Raw genomic sequence first — 21,209 nt, forward strand, 5'->3', positions numbered from 1 at the left:
CGCGGGCCGGAGATGTGCTGAAAGTTTCCGGGATTGATGCAGACTATATTATTGCCGCAGTGCCGCTTGAGCAGACCCGCAAGGATGTGGCCAGAGCGGCCAAATTCATTAAGAGCAATCCGTATAAAGCGAGTGAAGCTTTGCGGGACGCGGAAAACGCCGTGCGTTATGCGTCCGTCAATGTTCAGGCGGTGCCACAGCAGGCTGCGGCTGCTCCGCAGGCAAAATAAAACGCTGGTTTGAGAGCTGGCCCCGGTTACGCATCTGTAACCGGGGCTTTTTCTTATGCGTTTTCTAAAGGAGCGGCCGCTTTGGGAATGCCCCCCTCAATCGGTAGTTCCGGGTTACGGGACCATTCGTTCCAGGACCCCATATAAATCCGCAGCTTTTTGAAACCAGCCTGAGAGAGCGCAACATAAGTGTTGGCGGCCCGTGCCCCTTTAAAGCAGTAGATGATGATATCATCATCTGGTTGCAGGCTGCGGGATGCGGCGAGTTCAAGAATGTCCTCTTTGGACCGAAAAGACGCCTGTCCGTCAGAAACTTTCATGAAGTCATACCATTCGATCCACACAGCGCCCGGAATGCGGCCTTTGCGCGGGGCGAAGTCCACACCGTAAGGGGATGAGCTTTCTGCCAGCCATTCCACTTTGTCCCGGTTGTCCAGCAGTTTGACGTTCGGGTTCGTCAGCGCGTGCAGAACATCCTGATACGTTGCCATCAGGTGTGGCTGAATGCTGATTGGGAAAACTGTTCGTTCAGGCTTTGTGGTTTCTGTTGTCAGAGCGCCACCAGCCTGTTTCCACGCCATCAGGCCACCATCAAGAATGCCCACTTTCGGGTAGCCCAGATATTTTAGAATCCAGTAACCACGGCATGACCCGCCATAGCGTGTATGCAGGGCGTCCTCGTAAATGATGGCTGTTTTCTTGCCGTCCAGACCATAGTCCGAGAACAGGTCAACAAATTTGTCCTGAAGGGTCTTGAGGCCGTCATCCGTCGTTTCTGCAAGATAGGTGAAAATATCCGGCATATTGACGGCACCGGGCAGGTGGCCGGCCTCAAAATCCTTGCGGTCACGCACGTCAATAAAAACGGCGTTGCCCGTGGAGATGAGCTCCTGAACCTGTTTGGGTGAAAAAAGGACAGTGTCCAGCATTCGGTTTCTCCACAACTGTTTGAGATCGCAGACTCTAACAGCCCCGGTAAGACACCTGTAGGCCTGCATATGCGGTGCCGTTATGAGGCAGGCAGGACGCTATCGGGTTTGTGAAGAGCTGGGCGGGTGTCAGCGTTCTGTCCGGCAACTGGCTAAATATTTTTTCAGAATTCAGACACTTTCAGAACTGCGCTGGCGGAAGTGTGCGGCGGTTCTTCTCAGGGTCTCCGCTGGGAAGATTAGCCGTTTCGGGATACAATTTTCTTCAAACACTCCGAAGGGACTATGGCATGCAGTATCGTGAACTTGGCCGCACCGGCATTCTGGTTAGTGAAATCTGTTTGGGCACCATGACGTTTGGCCAGCAGAATACGGAAGCGGAAGGGCACGCGCAGCTGGATCTGGCGCTGGAGCATGGCGTCAACTTTATTGATACCGCCGAGCTTTATTCCATTCCACCGCGTGCCGAGACCTATGGGGCGACGGAAACCATTGTGGGTAGCTGGCTGAAAGCCCGTGGTAGCCGGGACAAGATTATTCTGGCCAGCAAAGTTGTCGGGCGCAGTTCCTCCCCGTGGTTCCGGCCCGGTGGTGAGGAAGCACGGCTGACCCCGCGCCAGATTCGTTATGCGCTGGAGCATTCCCTGCGGCGGCTGGGTACGGATTATCTCGACCTTTATCAGCTGCACTGGCCGGATCGGAAAATCGGTTTGTTTGGCGAGGGTGGGACAACTTTTACAACCGTTTCAGACGCCGATGAAGTGCCGCTGGAAGAAACGCTGGGTATGTTGGGAGACCTCGTGGCGGAAGGCAAGATCCGGCATGTCGGCTTGTCGAATGAAACGGCATGGGGTGTGGCGAAGTCTCTGGCCTGCACCAAAGACGGGGCACCCCGCGTAGCATCCATTCAGAACGCCTATAATCTGATCAACCGAACTTTCGAAATTGGTCTGGCGGAAATGGCGGTGCGGGAGAAGGTCAGTCTGCTGGCCTATTCCCCGCTGGCGCAAGGCTATCTGACCGGAAAATATCTGAACGGCGCCCGGCCTGCGGGGGCGCGCACCACCCTGTTTAATCGCGGGCAGCGTTATGAAAAGCCGGGTGTGGATGTCGCGGTGGAAGCTTACATGAATCTTGCGAAGGCCGAGGGGATTGACCCTGTGCAATTCGCACTGGCGTTTGTGACCTCCCGCCCGTTTGTGACCTCCAACATCATCGGTGCCACCAGCGTGGAGCAGCTTATGACGGCTCTGACCTCAGTGAAGGTGCAGATCACACCGGAGCTGGAAGAGAAAATCAACGCCATCCATCAGGTGCACTCCAACCCGGCCCCCTAAGGGGCTGCGAGTGGGGTTATTCCACCGCAGCGCGTAGCCCCGCTCCGGCTGCCAGCGGGCACAGGGGAATGGCGGCGGCCAGAAAGGCCCCCAGCAATTCCAGATCTGGTGCCCAGGGCAGCCCGGTGCGGGCGGCATCAATGGCAGCGGCGCCAAAAATCAACGCAGGCGTAATGAGCGGCAGAACCAGCAGGGGCAACAGCACACCGCCGCGTCGGGCTCCCAGCACAATAGATGCCCCCATGCCGCCGATAAGAGACAGCACCATGGACCCCAGCAGCAGCCCCGCCAGCAAAATAGGCAGGGTGGACGTGGGCAGGCCGAGCATGATGGCCAAAGGCACGGCGGCCACCAACAGAGGCACACCGGTGGTCAGCCAGTGCGCGGTGATTTTGGCGAGGGCCACCAGTGAGGGCGGCAGGCCCAGCAGCAGGAGCTGATCAAGCGATCCATCTTCCAGTTCCGCGCCAAACAAACGGTCCAGCGGCAGCAGGGCGGCCAGCAGGGCGCAGACCCAGATAATACCGGGAGCCATATGGCGCAGCAGGTCCGGCGAGGGGCCAAGTGCTAACGGGAACAGTGTGCCCGTTAGGATAAAGAAGAGAACCGCGCCCAGTGTGTCGGCCCCGTGCCGCAGGGCCAGCCGCAGGTCTCGGGCAATCAGAGCGCAAAACAGGCCCATCATGCGGCGTCTCCTGTCAGATCAGTCTCGTCAGCACCCCACCAGCCACGACTCTGGTCTGGCATGCCGGGCAGAGCCAGATGGCTGACTTCCCCTAAAGGCAGAGGCACATGCGTTGTGGCGACCACAAGGCCGCCTTGTGCGCGGTGGGTGGCAATGGCCTCCCCCAGCAGCTCGACAGCGGCGGCGTCCAGCCCGAGGCTGGGTTCATCCAGCAGCCACAGCGGAGCCTGCGCCAGAAGGACGCGGGCGAGGGCCGTGCGGCGCTTCTGGCCAGCAGATAGCAGGCGGGCAGGCAGGGTGGAAAGGTGCAGGAGATCCACGGCTTTCAGGGCGGCATCCATGTCCCCACCGCCGGCGCGGGCGAACAGCGCCAGATTTTCCCGCACCGTCAGGCTGGGCTTTAACGCATCCTGATGCCCCAGATACGCCACGCGGGCTGCATGGGCCGTGCGGTCCTCCGTAATCGGCTCTCCGTCCCACAGCAACGCGCCGCCATCCGGGCGGCGTAATCCGGCCAGAACCCGCAGTAAAGTGGACTTTCCGGCGCCATTGGGGCCGGTCAGCAGCAGTGCGCCGCCGCGCTCCAGCGTCAGGCTGACATCATCCAGCACCAGCCGATCCCCCCGGAAAACCGAGAGAGACTCTGCCACCAGCCGGGGTGAGGGCTCTGAAGAAAGCTCGGAGATGGGACTTCTCCTTATTGTTACCAGTTAAACACCGCCAAAGCGGGCCTGCTCGCGTTCTCGTGGTCGCCAGCCCGCTTGTGCCGCGCCAGACTGCCGGTATGTTCTAACGTCATCGGGATATCAAGCCGGCCGCCCGGAAGACCGGGTGAGCGCAAAACGCCGCACCTGGCGGCGTGCCGGCTCCGGAACGTATCACCAGCCATCGGCTGTGATCGGGGAGAAGGGTAACTATGAAGACGGTTGGGCACGATTCACTCAAGACAGGTCGCACGCTCTCGGTTGATGGCAAGACCTATCATTATTTTTCCATTCCGGAAGCGGCAAAGACCATCGGCGACGTCAGCCGTCTGCCTGTTTCGCTGAAAGTGCTGCTGGAAAATGTGCTGCGCTTTGAAGACGGCCATTCCTACAGTGTGGATGACGCCAAGGCGATTGCTGGCTGGCTGCCGGAAGGCCACAGCAGCAAAGAGGTGCCGTTCAAGCCCTCTCGCATTCTGATGCAGGACTTTACCGGTGTGCCGGCAGTGGTTGACCTTGCTGCCATGCGCGACGGGATTGTGAAGCTGAACGGCAACCCCCAGAAGGTGAACCCTCTGGTGCCGGTCAATCTGGTGATTGACCACTCCGTGATGGTGGACGTCTACGGCTCGCAGGACGCGCTGCAGAAAAACATCACGCTGGAATTCGAGCGCAATGGTGAGCGTTATGCGTTCCTGCGCTGGGGTCAGGAAGCGTTCGAGAATTTCTCGGTCGTGCCGCCGGATACGGGCATCTGCCATCAGGTGAACCTGGAATACATCGCGCAGGTTGCCTGGACGGCGGATGTGGATGGCAAAGAATATGTCTATCCGGACTCACTGTATGGCACGGATAGCCACACCACCATGATCAACGGCCTTGGCGTGCTGGGCTGGGGTGTTGGCGGGATTGAGGCTGAAGCCGCAATGCTCGGCCAGCCGATTGCCATGCTGGTGCCGGATGTGATCGGTTTCCGCCTGACGGGCAAAATGCCTGAGGGTGCGACGGCAACCGATCTGGTGCTGACAGTCACGCAGATGCTCCGCAAAAAAGGCGTGGTTGGCAAATTTGTTGAGTTCTTTGGCCCGGCTCTGGACCACCTGCCGGTGGCTGACCGTGCGACCATTGCCAACATGGCTCCGGAATATGGCGCAACCTGCGGTTTCTTCCCGGTTGATACGCTCACACTGGACTTCCTGCGTGAAACCGGCCGTGACGAACACCGCATTAAACTGACGGAAGAATATCTGCGTGCGCAGGATATGTTCCGCACAGCAGAAACGCCGGAACCGGTCTTTACCGATATTCTGGAACTCGACCTGTCCACGGTTGTGCCGTCCATCTCCGGCCCCAAACGCCCGCAGGACCGCGTGGTGCTGAAGGAAGCCAAGACGGCGTTTGAAAAAGAGCTGACTTCTTCTCTGGGCGTGCCGGCGAACGACGCGAACAAGAAAGTGCCGGTGGCCGGGACCAATTACGAAATTGGTCAGGGCGATATTGTCATCGCTGCAATCACTTCCTGCACCAACACCTCCAACCCGGCGGTGCTGATTGCCGCAGGTCTGGTGGCCCGCAAGGCGCGCGCTCTTGGCCTGAAGCCGAAACCGTGGGTGAAGACCTCTCTGGCTCCCGGCTCTCAGGTGGTGACGGACTATCTGGACCGTTCCAAACTGTCTGAAGATCTGGACGCACTGGGCTTCAACACGGTGGGGTATGGCTGCACCACCTGTATTGGGAACTCCGGCCCGCTGCCGTCTCACATTGTGGACGCCATTGAGAACAACAACCTCGTTGCGGTGTCTGTTCTGTCTGGTAACCGTAACTTTGAGGGCCGTATTTCTCCCAACGTGCGCGCTAACTATCTGGCCAGCCCGCCGCTGGTGGTTGCCTACTCTCTGCTGGGCACCATGCGGAAAGATATCACCACGGAGCCGCTGGGCACGTCCCAGGATGGCAAGCCCGTTTATCTGAAAGATATCTGGCCTTCCAACAAGGAAATTGCGGATCTGATCGGCTCGTCCATCAACCGTGAAGAGTTCATCAACCGCTACAAGAACGTGTCAAAGGGCACCAAAGAGTGGCAGGACCTCAAGGTGGCCACCGGGTCTGAAACCTACAAGTGGGATTCCAAATCCACCTACGTGCAGGATCCGCCGTACTTCAAGGACATCACGCACGAACCCACCGCGCCGGGCAACATTGAGAACGCCCGCATTCTGGCGCTGCTGGGTGATAACATCACGACCGACCATATCTCTCCTGCCGGTGCCATCAAGAAAGACTCTCCGGCTGGCCGGTATCTGATGGAACACGGTGTGGAACCGCGGGACTTCAACTCCTACGGCTCACGCCGCGGGAATGACCGCGTGATGGTCCGTGGCACCTTTGCCAATATCCGCATCAAGAACGAGATGCTGCCCGGCACGGAAGGGGGACTGTCCAAGCACTTCCCGGATGGCAAGGAAGGCGCGATCTATGATGTCGCCATGGAATACAAGAAAGAGGGCACCCCTCTGGTTGTGTTCGGCGGCAAGGAATACGGCATGGGGTCCTCCCGTGACTGGGCGGCCAAAGGCACCCTGCTGCTGGGCATCAAGGCTGTGATTGCAGAAAGCTTTGAGCGTATCCACCGTTCCAACCTTGTAGGCATGGGCGTGCTGCCCCTGCTGTTCAAGGATGGCGTGACGCGCCAGACCCTGAACCTGAAGGGTGATGAGACCATCACCATCAACGGTCTGGAAAAAATCACCCCGCGCATGGACGTGACCATGACGATTACGCGGGCTGATGGATCCACGCAGGATGTGGAGCTTCTGTGCCGCGTCGATACACTGGACGAAGTTGAGTATTACCGGCATGGTGGCATCCTTCAGTATGTGTTGCGTGGGATGACCAAAGCTGCCTGACGACTTTCTTGTTCCATCGGGACATCAGAATGCCGGCCCGGATAACTCCGGGCCGGCTTTTTGCCTTGAAAATGAACCTGTTGTGCTCGACGCACAGGATATTCACAAAAGCTTTGGAGACGGTGCCATTCTGGGGGGCGTCTCCCTTCAGGTCCGCAAGGGGGAGCTGGTCTCCATCATCGGCCCTTCGGGCTGCGGGAAATCGACGTTTCTGCGCTGCCTGAATTTTCTGGAAATTCCCGACCGTGGCACCATCAACGCCATGGGTGTTACCATTGCGCGGGATGGCGGGCCTTGGCGGCGTGCGGATGAGCAGGTGGCCCACCGGCTCCGCACCCATGTGGGCATGGTTTTTCAAAGTTTTAATCTTTTCCCGCATCTGAGCGTGCTGGATAACGTCCTGCTTGGCCCGCGTGTTGTAAAGCGCGAGACCGGGCCTGCCGAGCGGGATGAAGCCATGGCTCTGCTGGAAAAAGTCGGGCTGGGCCGGGTGGCGCAGCGTTACCCTGTTTCTCTCTCCGGCGGGCAGCAGCAGCGGGCAGCCATTGCCCGCGCGCTGGCCATGCGGCCGGAGATCATGCTGTATGATGAACCGACCTCGGCACTGGACCCCATTGTGGCGGAGGAAGTGCTGGGCGTAATGCGCAAGCTGGATGATGAAGGCATGACGCAGATTATTGTGACGCACGATATGCGTTTTGCGCAGGTGGCCTCGGACACAATCGTTTATATGGATGGCGGCCACATTATTGAATCTGGCCCACCGGAAACTCTGTGTGTGAACCCGGCGGATGATCGGACACGGCGCTTTTTGAGGACTGTTTTGTGAAACACGGCATGCGGCGCCATCTGGTCCGTTTTTTAACGGTTCCGCAGTGGATTATGTGCGCAATGGTTCTGGTGCTGCTGGCCGGAGCAGGGGGCGTGGCCCCTCAGGCTGCCCGTGCGGAACAGCCTTTGCGCTGGGGGGCAGATGCCTCCGCGGATGTGCCGTACACGTTTCATGACCCCAATGACCAGTCCCGGCTGACCGGCTTTGAATATGACCTGATGCAGTCTCTGGGCGAGCATCTCGGCAAGTCCCTGCAATTTGTGCAGAATGACTGGGATGGCCTGATCCCGGGCCTCCAGCGTGGCCTGTATGAGATGGTCATCTGCGGTATTGAAATCACGCCCGAGCACGCGGAGGGGATTGATTTCAGCGTTCCCTATTATGTCACGTCCGAGCGGATTGTGGTGCGGCGCAACGGGCCGGCTCTCTCCACGCTGGAAGCGCTGGACGGCCATGTGATCGGCACGATGAAGGCGACGCAGGCAGAGCGGATTCTGGCCAATCATCCTCAGGCGCAGGTCCGCACCTATGATGAAGAAACCAACGTTTTTATGGATCTGGTCAACGGTCGCACCGACGCGGTGCTGATTGACGGCCCGATTGCCCAGTATTACGGCGCGACCAACCCCGACCTTCAGGTAGTGGGTGAGCCGATTGGCACGGTGTCCTACGGCATTGCCTTTGCCAAAGGGAAGAACGCTGCCCTGAGGGAGCAGGTGAACACCGCCCTGACGGCCATGAAGAAAGATGGCAGCCTGCATCGTATTCTGGTGCGCTGGAATTTGTGGACGCCGCAAACAGCGGCCTGGGCTGAAGATGCGTCTACACCGGCCATTGAGCCGACAAGCTGGAATGATTACGTAGCCGCCCTGCACGGTTCCTCAGGCTGGCACGCCAAAGTGGCGCGCTATGCCAGCTTCCTGCCGCTGCTGGCCAAAGGGGCGGTGCTGACGCTTCTGGTTTCCCTGTGTGCCATGGTGCTGGCTGTCGGGCTGGGGCTGACGCTTGCCCTGCTGCGGCTCTACGGCCCGGCTCCGCTGGCCACGCTTTCCTCGCTCTATGTCGAGATTGTGCGTGGTACGCCGCTGCTGATCCAGATTTTGCTGATTTTTTACGGTCTGCCGCAATGCGGCCTGAACCTGACACCCTTTGTGGCCGGGGTGCTGGCGCTTGGGCTGAATTACGCCGCGTATGAAGCGGAAAATTACCGGGCCGGTTTGCAGTCCGTGGCACGCGGGCAGATGGAAGCAGCCCTCGCGCTGAACATGACGCACGTGCAGGCGCTCCGGTACGTCGTTGTGCCGCAGGCCTTCCGGCTGGTGATGCCGGTTATGACGAACGACTTCATTTCCCTGCTCAAGGACTCCTCGCTGGTCAGCGTGATTACGCTGACAGAGCTGACGCAGACCTATATCCGGCTGTCCTCAACCTATTTTGATTACTTTGGCACGGGGCTGATGGTGGGCGGGGCGTATCTTCTGCTTGGTCTGCCGTTTGTGCGTCTGGCGCGGATGGCCGAGAAAAAACTCTCTCAACCCCATATCCGGCGGCGTTAAACCCGCCTGCCAATGCGCTAAGGGCATGGCGGGGCAGAGAACTCACTATATTGTCTCTCTTTGGAGCATGCGTCACAAATGACACAAATAACCTGATAGGTTTAGGTTATCATCTGTTTCTGTCTGAGGGTGTGGATGCGGCGCAGGAACCGGCCTGTCCGGGTCCGATATATCCTGAGGGTGGCGGCGGATTATGGCGGAATCTCTGCAAAAAAGTCCGGGATTGAATGGATCTTCTTTCAGCATTGCACAGCTTTGTCCGCGTAGCGGCCACAGGCTCCTTTTCCGCTGTTTCGCGAGAGACAGGGGTTAGTCAACCGACGATTTCCCGCCATATTGCGTTGCTGGAAGCCCATTACGGCACAACGCTGTTTGCGCGCACCACCCGCAGCCTGATGATGACGGAAGACGGGCGCAGCCTGCTTCCGCATGCGTATGAAGTGCTGGAAATTCTGGAAACGGCGGAAACCGTTCTCGGTCGCCGGCGGGCATCAGTCTCCGGTCTGGTCCGGTTGGGGATGACAACGGCGTTCGGGCTGTATTTCACCAGCCGTCTGGGTGAACTGCTGGAACGGCACCCCGATCTCTCCGTCGAAGTCGTGATCCGCGATGGATTTGGGGATCTGGTGGAAGAAGGGCTGGATCTGGCCGTGCGCGTTGGGGATATTGCCGAAGGCTCCCTGATTGCCCGCAAACTGGGTGTTGTCCGCAAGTGGCTGGTGGCATCTCCAGTCTGTCTGGCCCGCTGTGGCACACCGCAGCACCCCCGCGATCTCCCGGAATATCCGGCCATTGTCTATAATTACGGCGGCGGCCGACATGACTGGCACCTCTTCCGGGACGAGGAAGAGAGCGTGATTGCGCCGTCCACCGTGTTCCGCGCCAATAGTAGCGAGGCTGTTCTGTCCGCCGTTCTGGCAGATATCGGGATTGGCCTGCTGCCGGAATTTCAGGTGCGTGAGGGTGTAGAGGAAGGCAAGCTGGTCCGGCTTTTTCCGGACTGGCGCATTCCCAACCTGCCCTTCTATGCCGTGCATACCGGCCCGCGTACACTGCCGCTCCGCACCCGTACGGTGCTGGATTTTCTGGTGGAAGTCTCTTCAGAAGTCCTGCGGGACGATCTGCCAGCCTGACAGACGCTGTAGGCGGCCTAATGCCGCCTACAGCATCGCTTAGCCGGTTTTAGCTATGAAAGCCGGGGTCCACGGCAATGCCGGGTGGCAGAGGAATGCTGCTGTCCATCTCGCCTTTATAGCTTTTACGCAGATACGGCAGCCAGCCTTTCAGCCAGCTATCGGTCCGGCCTACAAAATCAGCCACCACCGGCGCGTCCGCCATGCCACCGTGTGACCAGTTCTCCGGTGAGCCCGGCACAGTCGCTTTCGGGCCGGGCAGCGCCGGGCTGATCAGGGTGTGAATGGTCGCAAAATCCACGCCTTTTCCAGATTTGCTTTTTTCAATGCGCGTCCATGCCGCATCCACCAGCACTGGCGGAAGCTGAAAGCCCATCATGCCCAGCCGTTGCAGGGCAGGCGGGATGAAGAGCGGGCTGCTCATCATACCCTGCAGCGCCTGATTGGATGTGAGGAACAGATTGTTGGCCACCTTGATGGGGGACGTCATCCAGCATTCTGTCCGGTTGCCGTCCTGCGGCAGGTCTCCCACCGTAAAGTTGAAGGTGTTGTGGCACTGGGCTGGCAACTGTTCTGTTTCAGACGTCGGGAGAGATTGCGTCGTTGCCTGCGCAATGATGAAGCCGGTGACGGCCCCCTGTTCTGAACGCACGAAGATGGAGGTCAGCACCTCCCCGTGGTCAACGTCATCCTGATAGTTCAGGACCGGATGCCACTTCCCCGCAGGGAGCGGGAGTTGCCGCCCGGCAAACGGAATAATGCCTTCAAACTGCGCATCCATGGGCGGCTGAGAGATCATGCGCCGTCCTTCCTGCTCGTTTGATGCCGCGTCCGGCGTGGTGGCAGAACGACCCAGCATATGGCCGACCTTGGAGGTCAGGGTGCCATAATAAGGCAGCCGGTTGGCCAGCCAGGGGGCCGGGAACAGCACGGAAAACACCCCGCACACACCGGTGGTAATCAGGGCGGTGCGCCACAGGGGCGCCCGTTGCCAGAGGCGGGTAAAAGCGGACATGCCGGGTTGCTCAGTTCACACAGTTCAAAGGCGGAAGGTGAGGCCAGTCGGGAAGACTGGCCTTAGGGTGTCAGGCGGGCATGAATGGCGTCACCATTATCGGGCGTGCCATCCGCAATCTTGGCGGTAATCGTGCCGTCATCTTCCCGCACGATGCGGACCATCTCAGCACCCTGCTGGCGGGCCACAATCAGCGATTCACTAATCATGTCTTCAATGGAGCGCACCAGATCTCGTGCGGAGGCCGAATCGCCCATGCGGCTCTGGCGGCGCATCACATCAATCAGCAGGCCGGCATCAATCCCGCCGGTTTCGACTTTCAGGCCGTAGCTTTCAATCATGCCTTCAATTTCCAGCGCGGAAACGCGGGCAATATCCAGCCCCTTCAGGGCGCGGAACACAAAGATGCGGTCCAGACGGTTGAGCACTTCCGGCGCAAAACCAGCCTGACGCAGTGCCTCGACCGACTCGGCGCGCATGCGGTCAGGGTCATTGTGCAGGCGGTCGGCAATTTCCGTCAGCGCATCGGTGGCGATGTTGGAGGTCAGCACAAAAATACAACGGACGGTGGAAATCTGCTGCCCGGTGGAGGCTTCCGTCACGTGCCCGTCATTCCATGCTGTCAGGAATTTTTTGAACACATCCGGGTGGGCTTTTTCAATTTCATCCAGCAGCACCACGGCATCCGGCTTTTCCTTCAGGCCGCCGGTCAGCTTGCCGTAGGTGTCAGACCCCACATAGCCTTTAGGGGAGCCAAAAAGCTGGGTGGCGGCGTGCGGGCTGCTCATCTGCGTCATGTCAAAATGCAGCAGGGGGCGCTCAAGCTGGCGGGCCAGCTGTTTGGCCAGATAGGTTTTGCCGGTGCCCGGCGGCCCTGCCAGCAGGAAGATGCCTACCGGCTTGCCACGCACCTGTAGCGCCAGACGGCGGCGCAGCTGTGTGGCGATATCCTCACACACCTGATCCTGCCCGATGACGCGGGCGCGCAGGTTGGCGGCCAGTTCTTCGGCGTCAATTGTTGTTTCCCGCTGTTCCCGCGCCAGCATTTCTTCCAGCGCGTTGCGGTTGGTCAGTCTGGCGAGAACGTCCATCATCCACCCCCGTCGGCGTAAAAGGCCCTTACGAGCAAGCCCTTCCGCACGTGTTTCAAATAACAGCCCCCCGATTGTCAGCAATCCGCCCACGGCAGCCAGCACAGGCCAGGCGGGTGCGCACCACTCCATAAAGTGGGTCAGGGAGGCCAGCGAGAGGTGCAGGCTGATAGCCATCTGGACGCTGGCAAGCACCAGAAAAATGACCATCATCAGCGGCATCAGCCGGTTAAGGGCCGGGAGCAGGCCTTTCATTGCGCAATCACCGTCAGGCCAAGTGTGTCACCCTGATGCATGATGGGCAGAGCCTGCGGGCCAAACATGGTCACCACACCGCTGCCTATCCCGACATTACCGGGGTCAGACGACGGAATGATATCAACATTTCCGGCGACTGTAATGGGAAGAATGAGAACCGTTGGTTTAGGCTGGAGCAGCACGGTCTGGCGCGTAGTTCCACAAATCACGGTGACAGTCCCTCCTGTACCGGTTGCATCAAAAATCGGCATGGCCACCAGACGCAACTCCCGCCGTTTCACGGCTGCCAGAATATCGGCCTGCTCTTTTTCAGAAAAGCTGGACATGGCCAGCGCGTCCGCAGCCTTGTCCGGTGCAATCAGGGACAACTGCACACCGTCGCGCGGCTGCGCGGTGTCACTATTCTGGTCTGCAGCGCCCCCGGCAAGAGGAGCGGTGCTGCTCCCGGTGCCGGAGCCGGAATAATGATAGCCGGCCCCGGCTACCAGAGCGCAGGTAGCCAGCGCCACCATGAGGAGGCGGAAATGGGAAGGTTTTTCCTCTTTTTCCGTCTGTGCCTTGTATGCGGGGTCAGGCGAATGAGTCATGAAGCAATCAGACATACCCAGGCAGGAAAGTGCAAGTTCTGAGCTTCTGGTAAAGCCCGGAAAAGAACGCATGCCCACTAATTTCTTTTTCACGAATTCGCGGGCCGGGGCGGCTCGACTCTGTTTCCGCCCTTGCAGCCTGGCAGTGTATCCCCTACATGAAGGATCATCCTTTCATCGAATCAGAATTTTGGGGGGTGGCCTTGACGGGCCGCCTTTTTTGCATTGGACGCTGATCTGCCTGCTCATTCCGGTCTTGAAGCCCGGCTTGTCGCCCTTGTGGCGCCAACGCTGGAGGATCTGGGATATGAAATTGTCCGTGTTGCGGTACTGGGGCGTGAAAGCCCGACCGTGCAGATCATGGCTGACCGTACCGATGGTTCGCTGATCAACGTGGAAGACTGTGAACGCATCAGCCATGCAGTAGGCGCTGTGCTGGACGTGGAAGACCCCATCCCGGGGGCGTGGACTCTTGAGGTCTCGTCTGCGGGAATCGACAGGCCGCTGACCCGCGCCAAGGACTGGAACCGGTTTGCCGGGCATCAGGCCAAGGCCGAAGTGCTGGTGCCGATTGATGGCCGCCGCCGGTTTTCCGGTGTTGTGCTTGGGGCGGAAGATGGTATTGCCCGGCTGCGGCTGGATGATGGGACCGAGGCCGCGCTGCCGCTGGAAGAAATCCGGCGCGCAAGACTGGTCCTGACAGATGCCCTGATTGAGGCGAGTGCGCAGATGGCGCGCCCGACCGAGACGGGTGAAGAAGAAAAGAGCAAGGCCGGGGAAGAAGATCCGGCCGGGCGCAAGTTACACTGATCAAGCCGCCTGCTTTGGAGAGCTGAGAGTATGGATACCTCTGTTTCCCGTCCTGAACTGCTACTGGTTGCAGATGCTGTCTCGCGCGAGAAGGGAATCGAGCGCGAGGAAGTTCTGGAGGCCATGGAGCAGGCCATCCAGAAGGCCGGTCGTGCAAAATACGGGCACGAAAAAGATATTCGCGCGACAATCGACCGCCGGACCGGGGAAGTCCGTCTTTCTCGCTGGACGGAAGTTGTCGACACGGTAGAGAACGAAGAAACGCAGATTCCGCTGGCAATCGCCAGTAAATTCCAGCCGGAAATCAAGGCTGGTGAGTATCTGGTTGATCCGCTGCCGCCGATCGATTTCGGTCGTATTGCTGCCCAGACCGCCAAGCAGGTGATTGTTCAGCGCGTGCGTGAATATGAGCGCAAGCGCCAGTACAATGAGTTCAAGGATCGCGTAGGCGAGGTCATCAACGGCACCGTCAAGCGGACCGAGTATGGCAACCTGATGGTTGAAATCGGCTCTGCTGAAGCGCTGCTGCGCCGTGATGAGCTGATCCCGCGTGAAACGTTCCGCAACTCGGACCGCGTCCGTGCGTATATCTATGATGTGCGTGACGAACCGCGTGGGCCGCAGATCTTCCTGTCCCGCACGCATCCGGCCTTTCTGGCCAAGCTGTTTGCGCAGGAAGTGCCGGAAATCTATGACGGCATTATCGAAATCAAGGCTGTGGCGCGTGACCCCGGGTCCCGTGCGAAAATGGCCGTGATCTCTCGGGATGCGTCTATCGACCCGGTGGGTGCCTGCGTTGGTATGCGCGGCTCCCGCGTGCAGGCTGTTGTGGCCGAATTGCAGGGTGAAAAGATCGACATCATCCCCTGGAGCCCGCAGGCTGCCACCTTCGTGGTGAACGCCCTTGCTCCGGCTGAAGTCAGCAAGGTGGTGATGGATGAAGAAGCAGGCCGCGTTGAAGTTGTGGTGCCGGATGAGCAACTCTCGCTGGCCATCGGGCGTCGTGGCCAGAACGTGCGTCTGGCCAGCCAGCTGACGCGCTGGGATATTGATATCCTGACCGAGGCTGAAGAATCCGAGCGTCGTCAGGAAGAATTCCGTCGTCGGACCAATCTGTTTGTGGAAGCGCTGGACGTTGATGACGTCATTGCAGGGCTGCTGGTCACAGAAGGGTTCCACACGATCGAAGAACTGGCCTATGCTGATCCGGACGAGCTGATTGGCATCGAAGGGTTTGACGAGTCGGTCGTCAGTGAGCTGGTTCAGCGCGCTGAAGGCTATCTGGTGCGTCAGGAAGAAAACCTTGATGCCAAGCGCCGTGAGCTTGGTGTGACGGACGATATTGCCAATCTCGGGGTCTTCACAAACCAGATGCTTGTGACGTTGGGTGAAAAAGGTGTAAAAACCCTTGACGACCTCGCGGACCTGGCTGGTGACGAGCTTGTCGAGATTCTCGGATCCGATGCCATTGAGGAAGATGCTGCCAATGAGATCATCATGGCGGCACGTGCTCACTGGTTTGATGGAGAAGAGGGTAAGCCTTCCGGTCAGGAAGAGGGCTAAGCAGATCTTTCGGGCCTGACGAACAATGAGTGGTGATTTGCCCGAAGCGTATGATGATGAGAAAGGTCCCCTGCGGCGTTGCGCAGTAACGCGCGAGCAGGGGCAGCCCGCCCTGATGATACGGTTTGTGGTGTCACCCTCGGGTGTTGTGGTGCCGGATCTGGACGCCCGCCTTCCCGGTCGTGGAATATGGTTGAGCGCCCGGCGGGATGTGATAGAACAGGCCCGCAAACGCGGCGTGTTCGCACGGGCCGCGCGGTGCCAGGTTACGGTGCCGGATGATCTGTCTGCTCAGGTGGAGGCAGGTCTGCACCGGCGGATGATGGAACTTCTTGGGCTGGCACGGCGTGCCGGGCAGTCCATAAGCGGTTTTATGAAGGTGCGGGAATGGGTCACACAGCGTCGTGCTGGCGTGATTGTTCACGCATCGGATGGAAGCGGAGATGAACTTGGTCGGCTCGTGTCGGGCGCCAGGGACCTCCCCGTGGTTGAGGCGCTTTCGACGGAAGACCTTGCAAAGGTTTTTGGGCGGGAGCGAGTTGTGAATGCGGCGCTGGCGGCCGGGGTTCTGGCCTCGCGTCTGTGTTGTGAGAATAAGCGTTTTTCGGGGGTTGCCGATGGTGGCTCCCGGGTTCGTCGGACCTTTCCGGCGGATGGGTGTGAACAGGCGGGTCAATGAGCGAAGGCAAGGATCAGGATCAGGGTAAGGGGCGTCTGTCCCTTCGACCGGCAGGGCGTTCGGAAGTCGGACGGACGGTTGATGCCGGGTCCGTGCGGCAGAGTTTCAGCCATGGGCGCTCGAAGGTTGTACAGGTTGAGGTGCGCAAAAAGCGTGGCCCCGGTACTCCTGGTAGCGCTGGTGGACGAGGTGCCGGTGGACGGGCCGGGGGTGGTCGTACCCTGACGGCTGCTGAACTGGCCATGCGCCAGCGTGTGCTGGCGGAACAGACAAAAGCAGCCGCTGAGGCTGAACGGCGCGAAGCCGAACGGCGCGAGCAGGAAAAGATTCAGATCCTGTCCGCTGCTGAAGAAGCGCGCCGTCGGGAAGAAGACGAAAAGCGCGCTGCAGAAGAGCAGGCCGCAGCTGCTGCTGAGGCTGAAGATGCCGAGCGTCAGTCTCGTATCGACTCCATCAAGCAGATTGAGCTCAAAGGCCCTGTTGTGTCGGCTGTGCCGATCCCGGGTGAAGTCACTCTGGCACCGCCGGTTAGCCGCCTGAAGCCTCTGGCTGAACGCGCTATCATGCCGGCTCGTCCGCTCAAACCGGCAACGCCGCGTCCGCAGCCTGCTGCTGGCGCTGGTGCGGAAGCCCCTGCTGCCCAGACCCTGCGTCTGCGTGGCCGTGGCACAGAGGGTGAAGATGAACAGCGTCGTGCTCCCTCCCGTCGTCCGGGTGGTGGGGCTCCGCCGAACCGCAAGAGCGCTGGTCCGCGCAAAGGTGATTCCGGGCGTCGTGCAGGGCGTATTGACGTGCAGGCCGCGATCGAAGGGGATGATGATAAGACGCGTTCACTCGCATCTGTCCGTCGCCAGCGTGAGCGTGAACGCCGTCAGGCTGAACTCGAACGCCTGCGTGCCGATCAGGTCCGCGTGGTGCGTGACGTTATTCTGCCGGAAACCATTACCGTGCAGGAACTCGCCAACCGTATGGCTGCCCGTCAGGGGGAAGTCATCAAGGCGCTGATGAAAAACGGCGTTATGGCGACTGTCACGCAGAGCATTGATGCCGATACGGCTGAACTGATTGTTGAAGAATTCGGCCACCGCGTGCGCCGTGTTTCCGAAAGCGACGTTGAGCTGGGCATTGAAGGTGTTGAGGATCAGCCCGAAGAGCTGCAGTCTCGTCCGCCTGTTGTGACCGTGATGGGCCATGTTGACCATGGTAAGACCTCCCTGCTTGACGCTCTGCGCACCACGGATGTGGCCGCAGGGGAAGCCGGTGGTATTACCCAGCATATCGGTGCCTATCAGGTTACTCTGAAGTCCGGTGCGAAAATCACGTTCCTGGATACACCTGGACATGAGGCGTTTACCGCCATGCGTGCCCGCGGTGCCTCCATTACGGACGTGGTGGTGCTGGTGGTTGCAGCGGATGACGGCGTAATGCCGCAGACGATTGAAGCCATCAAACACGCCAAGGCTGCGAATGCGCCGATTATTGTAGCCATCAACAAGATCGATAAGCCGGGTGCCAACCCGGACCGGGTGCGGCAGGAACTGCTGAACCACGAGATTGTTGTGGAATCCATGAGCGGTGACGTTCAGGACGTTGAAGTGTCTGCCACCAAGCGTCAGGGTCTGGACCAGCTGGAAGAAGCTATTCTTCTGCAGGCCGAGATTCTGGACCTGAAGGCAAATCCGGATCGTTCTGCTGAAGGTGCGGTGATTGAAAGCCGTCTGGATCGTGGCCGTGGCTCTGTGGCTTCCGTGCTGGTGCAAAAAGGCACCCTGCATAAGGGCGACATTGTTGTGGCTGGTTCCGAGTGGGGCCGTGTGCGTGCGCTGATTGATGATCGCGGTCGTCAGGTAGCGGATGCAACACCCTCCATGCCGGTGGAAATTCTGGGCCTGACTGGCGTGCCGTCTGCCGGTGCACCGTTTGTGGTCGTGGAAAATGAAAACCGCGCTCGTGAGATCTGTGAATTCCGTCAGCGTAAGCTGAAGGAGCATCAGGTTGCTGGTCAGGTTGCCGCTCGCGGCACGCTGGACCAGATGCTGGCCCGTATTCAGGCTGGTGAGCAGAAAGAAGTTGCGGTTCTTATCAAGGCCGACGTGCAGGGGTCTGCTGAAGCAATTCAGACCACAGTCCTCAAGCTGGCGCATGAAGAAGTGGCCGTGCGGGTGCTCAATGCCACGGTGGGGCAGATCACGGAAAGTGATGTGCAGTTCGCCAAGGCGTCTGATGCTATCATCATTGCCTTCAACGTGCGTGCCACGGCGCAGGCCCGCACACTCGCCCAGCGCGAAGGTGTGGAAATTCGCTATTACTCCATCATCTATCAGGTGGCGGATGACGTGGAACAGCTGGTACGCGGCAAGATTGCGCCCAAGCATCGCGAGAAGTTCCTGGGTTATGCCGAAATCCGCAAGGTTTTCGAAATTACCAAGGTCGGCAAAGTGGCCGGTTGCTACATTACAGAAGGCGTGGTCAAGCGCGGCTGTGGTGTGCGTCTGCTGCGTGATGGCGTGGTGATCCATGAAGGTGATCTGAGCCAGCTGAAGCGCTTCAAGGACGATGTGAAGGAAGTGGCCAAAGGCTACGAGTGCGGTCTGTCTTTCGCGGGTTACAATGACCTGCGCGAAGGTGACGTGGTCGAGTGCTTTGAAAGCGAACTGGTGCCTGCATGAGCCGTCGAAACGGATCAGGCAAGGCAGGGATTGGAGGGCCGGCGGGGTATCTCGCCGGTCTTTCTCCTTTAGGGCCGTCTCAGCGCCAGTTGCGCGTGGGCGAAGAAGTGCGGCGTGTGCTGGCGGAACTGTTCGCCCGCACCACCTTCCGGGACCCGGATCTGGCAGATGCCACGGTGACGGTTACGGAAGTCCGGCTTTCTCCTGACTTTAAACACGCGACAGTCTTTGTGGCCCGTCTGGGTCGCAGTGATATTGATGCGTTGCTGCCTGCGCTCAAGCGGGTGGCGCCCTGGTTGCGCACACAGATGTCGCACAAGCTGCGTCTGCGTGCGGCACCGGAACTGCACTTCCAGCCGGACACCACGCTGGATGTGGCCATGCATATGGATTCGCTGCTGAAATCTCCGGATGTGCGGCGTGATCTGACGTCCGATGATCAGGACGATGAAGAGCCGGAAGCCTAAGAGGCTTCTGGCTGTTCAGCTTTTCCAGGGCTGAACAACGGGGCGGATTGCAAAATTACTTTGAATCCGCACCACACCCGGCATCCGGGACAATTCTTCTTTATGAATCCGCTCGTAGTCTGACATATCGCGTGCTTCTACGCGCAGCAGGTAGTCAGCATCGCCTGTCATCAGGTAGCATTCCTTCACATCCGGGCATTCCCGCGCGCGGCTTTCAAAGCGGCGCAGGCAGTCGTCTGTCTGCCGTTCCAGTGTGATCTGCACAATGACGGTCGACATGCTGTGGACCGCGTTTTTATCGATAATGGCGCGGTAGCCCTGAATAACTCCTTCCTGCTCCAGAATTTTAACCCGGCGCAAACAGGCGGACGGGGAGAGGCCGACCTTCTGGGCAAGCTCGGCATTACTCATGCGCCCGTCATGCTGAAGGTGGCGCAAAATCGAGTCTGTCAGGCGGTCGAAGATCATAAGGCGATATCCTGCTTTTTTACGCATTTTATAGAGGATTATGCCTGATGTGTCGCATTTTATGCGACTGATCGACAGGATATTCCATCGGCTTTTTGTTAAGGTTTTGGGATCGAAATGTCCTGGGTGGTTGCTGTGGCGTCTTCCTGTGTTTCTGTTTCTCCCAACTGGCCGGCACATCGGGCCGGCGCTGTTTTGACGATTGATCTCGCGGCCATTGCCGCGAACTATTGTCTGCTGGATGCCAGAACGCCCGGCGCGCTCTGTGCAGCCGTGGTGAAGTCTGACGCGTATGGGCTGGGAGCCGCACAGGTCGCACCCGTGTTGGAGCAGGCCGGTGCGCGGCACTTCTTTGTGGCGCATGTGGATGAAGGCCTTGCCCTGCGGCAATGGGTCTCACCCTCGGCGCACATTACGGTTTTGCATGGGGCACGGCCTGAGGCTGCGGAAGACTGTGTGCGGTCTGGTCTGCGCCCCGTTCTGAATTCTCTGGAACAGGTCAGTCAGTTACAGGCGCTGGCGGACAAGCTTGGCCGCCCGCTTGATGCGGCGTTGCAGCTGGATACCGGCATGTCCCGCTTTGGGCTTTCCGGGGCGGATGTAAGAACGCTGGCGCAGGAGCCGGAGCGGTTGCGGGGTATTTCGCTCAGCCTGATTATGAGCCACCTGGCCTGTGCGGATACGCCAGAAAACCCGGCCAATGCGGAACAGCTTAAGACTTTGCAGGCTTATGCTGCCCAGTTGCCAAAAGCCCCGCTCAGTCTTGCGGCGTCCTCAGGTATTTTTCTTGGGGAGGCGTTTCACCAGAGCCTCGTCCGCCCCGGTGCAGCCCTGTATGGCATTGCGCCGAACACATCTGGCCCCAACCCGCTTGCGTCTGTTGTGAAACTTCAGGCCCATATCCTGCAAATTCGTCAGCTCTCAAAAGGGGATCGGGTAGGATACGGGCTGACATGGCAGGCGGATGGCCCGCGGCGAGTGGCCACCATTGCTACAGGCTACGCGGATGGCTTCGCGCGGCAAGGGGCAGGCAAGGGGTGCGCGTGGTTTGGTGGCCAACGTTTGCCAATTCTCGGGCGGATTTCAATGGATTCCATGACCGTGGATATTTCCCATATCCCGGAAGGGCAGATTGCCGCAGATGATACCGTGGATCTGCTGAATGCCTCTTATGGGGTGGATGCCGTGGCTGAGGCAGAAGGCACTATTGGGTATGAAGTGCTGACCTCACTCGGGCGACGCTATCATCGCGTTTACGAAAATACTGAACAGAACATCTGAACTTTTCAA

General features: G+C 59.3%; 18 protein-coding genes and 1 pseudogene. 12 read left to right on the forward strand and 7 right to left on the reverse strand.

The window, feature by feature from the left end; translation table 11 throughout:
- Positions 1-230 (forward strand): YfdX family protein (locus AD930_RS06830; RefSeq protein WP_156476913.1); only part of this gene is annotated, 230 nt, incomplete at its 5' end.
- A gap of 53 nt (positions 231-283) precedes the next feature.
- Here the strand turns inward: AD930_RS06830 and AD930_RS06835 are convergent.
- The gene (locus AD930_RS06835) at positions 284-1,156 is read right to left on the reverse strand and encodes a sulfurtransferase (RefSeq protein ID WP_208598582.1); all 873 of its coding nucleotides are present in this window, start codon (positions 1,154-1,156) and stop codon (positions 284-286) included.
- Between the two features lie 293 nt (positions 1,157-1,449).
- On the opposite strand from AD930_RS06835, the gene AD930_RS06840 reads away from it, so the two are divergent.
- On the forward strand, positions 1,450-2,496 hold the full coding sequence (locus AD930_RS06840) for an aldo/keto reductase (protein ID WP_061505638.1): 1,047 nt from the start codon (positions 1,450-1,452) through the stop codon (positions 2,494-2,496).
- A 16-nt stretch (positions 2,497-2,512) separates the two neighbouring features.
- On the opposite strand, the gene ccmB is transcribed toward AD930_RS06840, so the two are convergent.
- Positions 2,513-3,181 carry a heme exporter protein CcmB gene (gene ccmB / locus AD930_RS06845; RefSeq protein WP_082781740.1) on the reverse strand — a complete coding sequence of 223 codons (669 nt, stop codon included), beginning with the start codon at positions 3,179-3,181 and terminating at the stop codon, positions 2,513-2,515.
- Positions 3,178-3,831 (reverse strand): annotated as a pseudogene (gene ccmA, locus AD930_RS06850) (heme ABC exporter ATP-binding protein CcmA); the annotation flags it as partial. The pseudogene ccmA and the gene ccmB, both read right to left, overlap by 4 nt.
- 266 nt (positions 3,832-4,097) lie before the next feature.
- Between ccmA and acnA the strand changes: the two are divergent.
- The 4 genes from acnA (at position 4,098) to AD930_RS06870 (ending at position 10,312) form a co-directional block, all read left to right on the forward strand.
- Positions 4,098-6,791, forward strand: a complete 2,694-nt coding sequence (acnA, locus tag AD930_RS06855; RefSeq protein WP_043549389.1) for an aconitate hydratase AcnA — start codon at positions 4,098-4,100, stop codon at positions 6,789-6,791.
- Between the two features lie 82 nt (positions 6,792-6,873).
- Positions 6,874-7,620 (forward strand): amino acid ABC transporter ATP-binding protein, encoded by a 747-nt coding sequence (locus tag AD930_RS06860; protein WP_061490233.1) that lies wholly within the window; start codon positions 6,874-6,876, stop codon positions 7,618-7,620.
- A 62-nt stretch (positions 7,621-7,682) separates the two neighbouring features.
- Positions 7,683-9,179: an ABC transporter substrate-binding protein/permease gene (locus AD930_RS06865; protein WP_156476916.1), complete on the forward strand. Its 1,497-nt coding sequence runs from the start codon at positions 7,683-7,685 to the stop codon at positions 9,177-9,179.
- Positions 9,180-9,406: 227 nt separating this feature from the next.
- Positions 9,407-10,312, forward strand: a complete 906-nt coding sequence (locus AD930_RS06870) for a LysR family transcriptional regulator (RefSeq protein WP_061505639.1) — start codon at positions 9,407-9,409, stop codon at positions 10,310-10,312.
- A gap of 49 nt (positions 10,313-10,361) precedes the next feature.
- Here AD930_RS06870 and AD930_RS06875 read toward each other — a convergent pair whose 3' ends face one another.
- From AD930_RS06875 to AD930_RS06885, 3 genes are all read right to left on the reverse strand, one after another.
- Positions 10,362-11,327 (reverse strand): hypothetical protein, encoded by a 966-nt coding sequence (locus AD930_RS06875; protein ID WP_061502369.1) that lies wholly within the window; start codon positions 11,325-11,327, stop codon positions 10,362-10,364.
- A gap of 62 nt (positions 11,328-11,389) precedes the next feature.
- Positions 11,390-12,673, reverse strand: coding sequence for an AAA family ATPase (locus AD930_RS06880; protein ID WP_043549384.1), 1,284 nt, complete (start codon positions 12,671-12,673; stop codon positions 11,390-11,392).
- Positions 12,670-13,263, reverse strand: a complete 594-nt coding sequence (locus AD930_RS06885; protein ID WP_061505687.1) for a hypothetical protein — start codon at positions 13,261-13,263, stop codon at positions 12,670-12,672. Before AD930_RS06885 ends, AD930_RS06880 begins: the two co-directional genes overlap by 4 nt.
- Positions 13,264-13,488: 225 nt before the next feature.
- Here AD930_RS06885 and rimP point away from each other — a divergent pair, with 225 nt between their 5' ends.
- Genes rimP through rbfA form a run of 5 tightly spaced genes read left to right on the forward strand, consistent with a single transcriptional unit; the run spans position 13,489 to position 19,451 of the window.
- A complete protein-coding gene (gene rimP / locus AD930_RS06890) occupies positions 13,489-14,073 on the forward strand; it encodes a ribosome maturation factor RimP (RefSeq protein WP_061491882.1) in 585 nt (194 codons plus the stop codon).
- Positions 14,074-14,103: 30 nt separating this feature from the next.
- A complete protein-coding gene (nusA, locus tag AD930_RS06895) occupies positions 14,104-15,636 on the forward strand; it encodes a transcription termination factor NusA (protein WP_043549380.1) in 1,533 nt (510 codons plus the stop codon).
- Positions 15,637-15,661: 25 nt separating this feature from the next.
- A complete protein-coding gene (locus AD930_RS06900; protein WP_043549377.1) occupies positions 15,662-16,315 on the forward strand; it encodes an RNA-binding protein in 654 nt (217 codons plus the stop codon).
- Positions 16,312-18,984, forward strand: a complete 2,673-nt coding sequence (infB, locus tag AD930_RS06905) for a translation initiation factor IF-2 (RefSeq protein WP_061505640.1) — start codon at positions 16,312-16,314, stop codon at positions 18,982-18,984. Before AD930_RS06900 ends, infB begins: the two co-directional genes overlap by 4 nt.
- The gene (rbfA, locus tag AD930_RS06910; RefSeq protein WP_061502362.1) at positions 18,981-19,451 is read left to right on the forward strand and encodes a 30S ribosome-binding factor RbfA; all 471 of its coding nucleotides are present in this window, start codon (positions 18,981-18,983) and stop codon (positions 19,449-19,451) included. Before infB ends, rbfA begins: the two co-directional genes overlap by 4 nt.
- Positions 19,452-19,466: 15 nt before the next feature.
- On the opposite strand, the gene AD930_RS06915 is transcribed toward rbfA, so the two are convergent.
- Positions 19,467-19,919, reverse strand: a complete 453-nt coding sequence (locus tag AD930_RS06915; protein WP_061502361.1) for an Lrp/AsnC family transcriptional regulator — start codon at positions 19,917-19,919, stop codon at positions 19,467-19,469.
- A gap of 117 nt (positions 19,920-20,036) precedes the next feature.
- Here AD930_RS06915 and alr point away from each other — a divergent pair, with 117 nt between their 5' ends.
- Positions 20,037-21,200 carry an alanine racemase gene (gene alr / locus AD930_RS06920; protein WP_061505641.1) on the forward strand — a complete coding sequence of 388 codons (1,164 nt, stop codon included), beginning with the start codon at positions 20,037-20,039 and terminating at the stop codon, positions 21,198-21,200.
- Positions 21,201-21,209 lie beyond the last annotated feature (9 nt).

The sequence above is a fragment of the Acetobacter malorum genome (assembly GCF_001580615.1).
GTDB lineage: Bacteria > Pseudomonadota > Alphaproteobacteria > Acetobacterales > Acetobacteraceae > Acetobacter > Acetobacter malorum.

Excerpts from the sequence above, each read along its gene's own strand:
- AD930_RS06915 (WP_061502361.1), bottom strand. The coding sequence starts at position 19,919 with ATGATCTTCGACCGCCTGACAGACTCGATTTTGCGCCACCTTCAGCAT.
- infB (WP_061505640.1), top strand. The coding sequence starts at position 16,312 with ATGAGCGAAGGCAAGGATCAGGATCAGGGTAAGGGGCGTCTGTCCCTT.
- alr (WP_061505641.1), top strand. The coding sequence starts at position 20,037 with ATGTCCTGGGTGGTTGCTGTGGCGTCTTCCTGTGTTTCTGTTTCTCCC.
- AD930_RS06870 (WP_061505639.1), top strand. The coding sequence starts at position 9,407 with ATGGATCTTCTTTCAGCATTGCACAGCTTTGTCCGCGTAGCGGCCACA.
- ccmB (WP_082781740.1), bottom strand. The coding sequence starts at position 3,181 with ATGATGGGCCTGTTTTGCGCTCTGATTGCCCGAGACCTGCGGCTGGCC.
- AD930_RS06865 (WP_156476916.1), top strand. The coding sequence starts at position 7,683 with ATGGTTCTGGTGCTGCTGGCCGGAGCAGGGGGCGTGGCCCCTCAGGCT.
- AD930_RS06880 (WP_043549384.1), bottom strand. The coding sequence starts at position 12,673 with ATGAAAGGCCTGCTCCCGGCCCTTAACCGGCTGATGCCGCTGATGATG.
- acnA (WP_043549389.1), top strand. The coding sequence starts at position 4,098 with ATGAAGACGGTTGGGCACGATTCACTCAAGACAGGTCGCACGCTCTCG.
- nusA (WP_043549380.1), top strand. The coding sequence starts at position 14,104 with ATGGATACCTCTGTTTCCCGTCCTGAACTGCTACTGGTTGCAGATGCT.
- AD930_RS06885 (WP_061505687.1), bottom strand. The coding sequence starts at position 13,263 with ATGACTCATTCGCCTGACCCCGCATACAAGGCACAGACGGAAAAAGAG.
- rbfA (WP_061502362.1), top strand. The coding sequence starts at position 18,981 with ATGAGCCGTCGAAACGGATCAGGCAAGGCAGGGATTGGAGGGCCGGCG.
- AD930_RS06900 (WP_043549377.1), top strand. The coding sequence starts at position 15,662 with ATGAGTGGTGATTTGCCCGAAGCGTATGATGATGAGAAAGGTCCCCTG.
- AD930_RS06875 (WP_061502369.1), bottom strand. The coding sequence starts at position 11,327 with ATGTCCGCTTTTACCCGCCTCTGGCAACGGGCGCCCCTGTGGCGCACC.
- AD930_RS06840 (WP_061505638.1), top strand. The coding sequence starts at position 1,450 with ATGCAGTATCGTGAACTTGGCCGCACCGGCATTCTGGTTAGTGAAATC.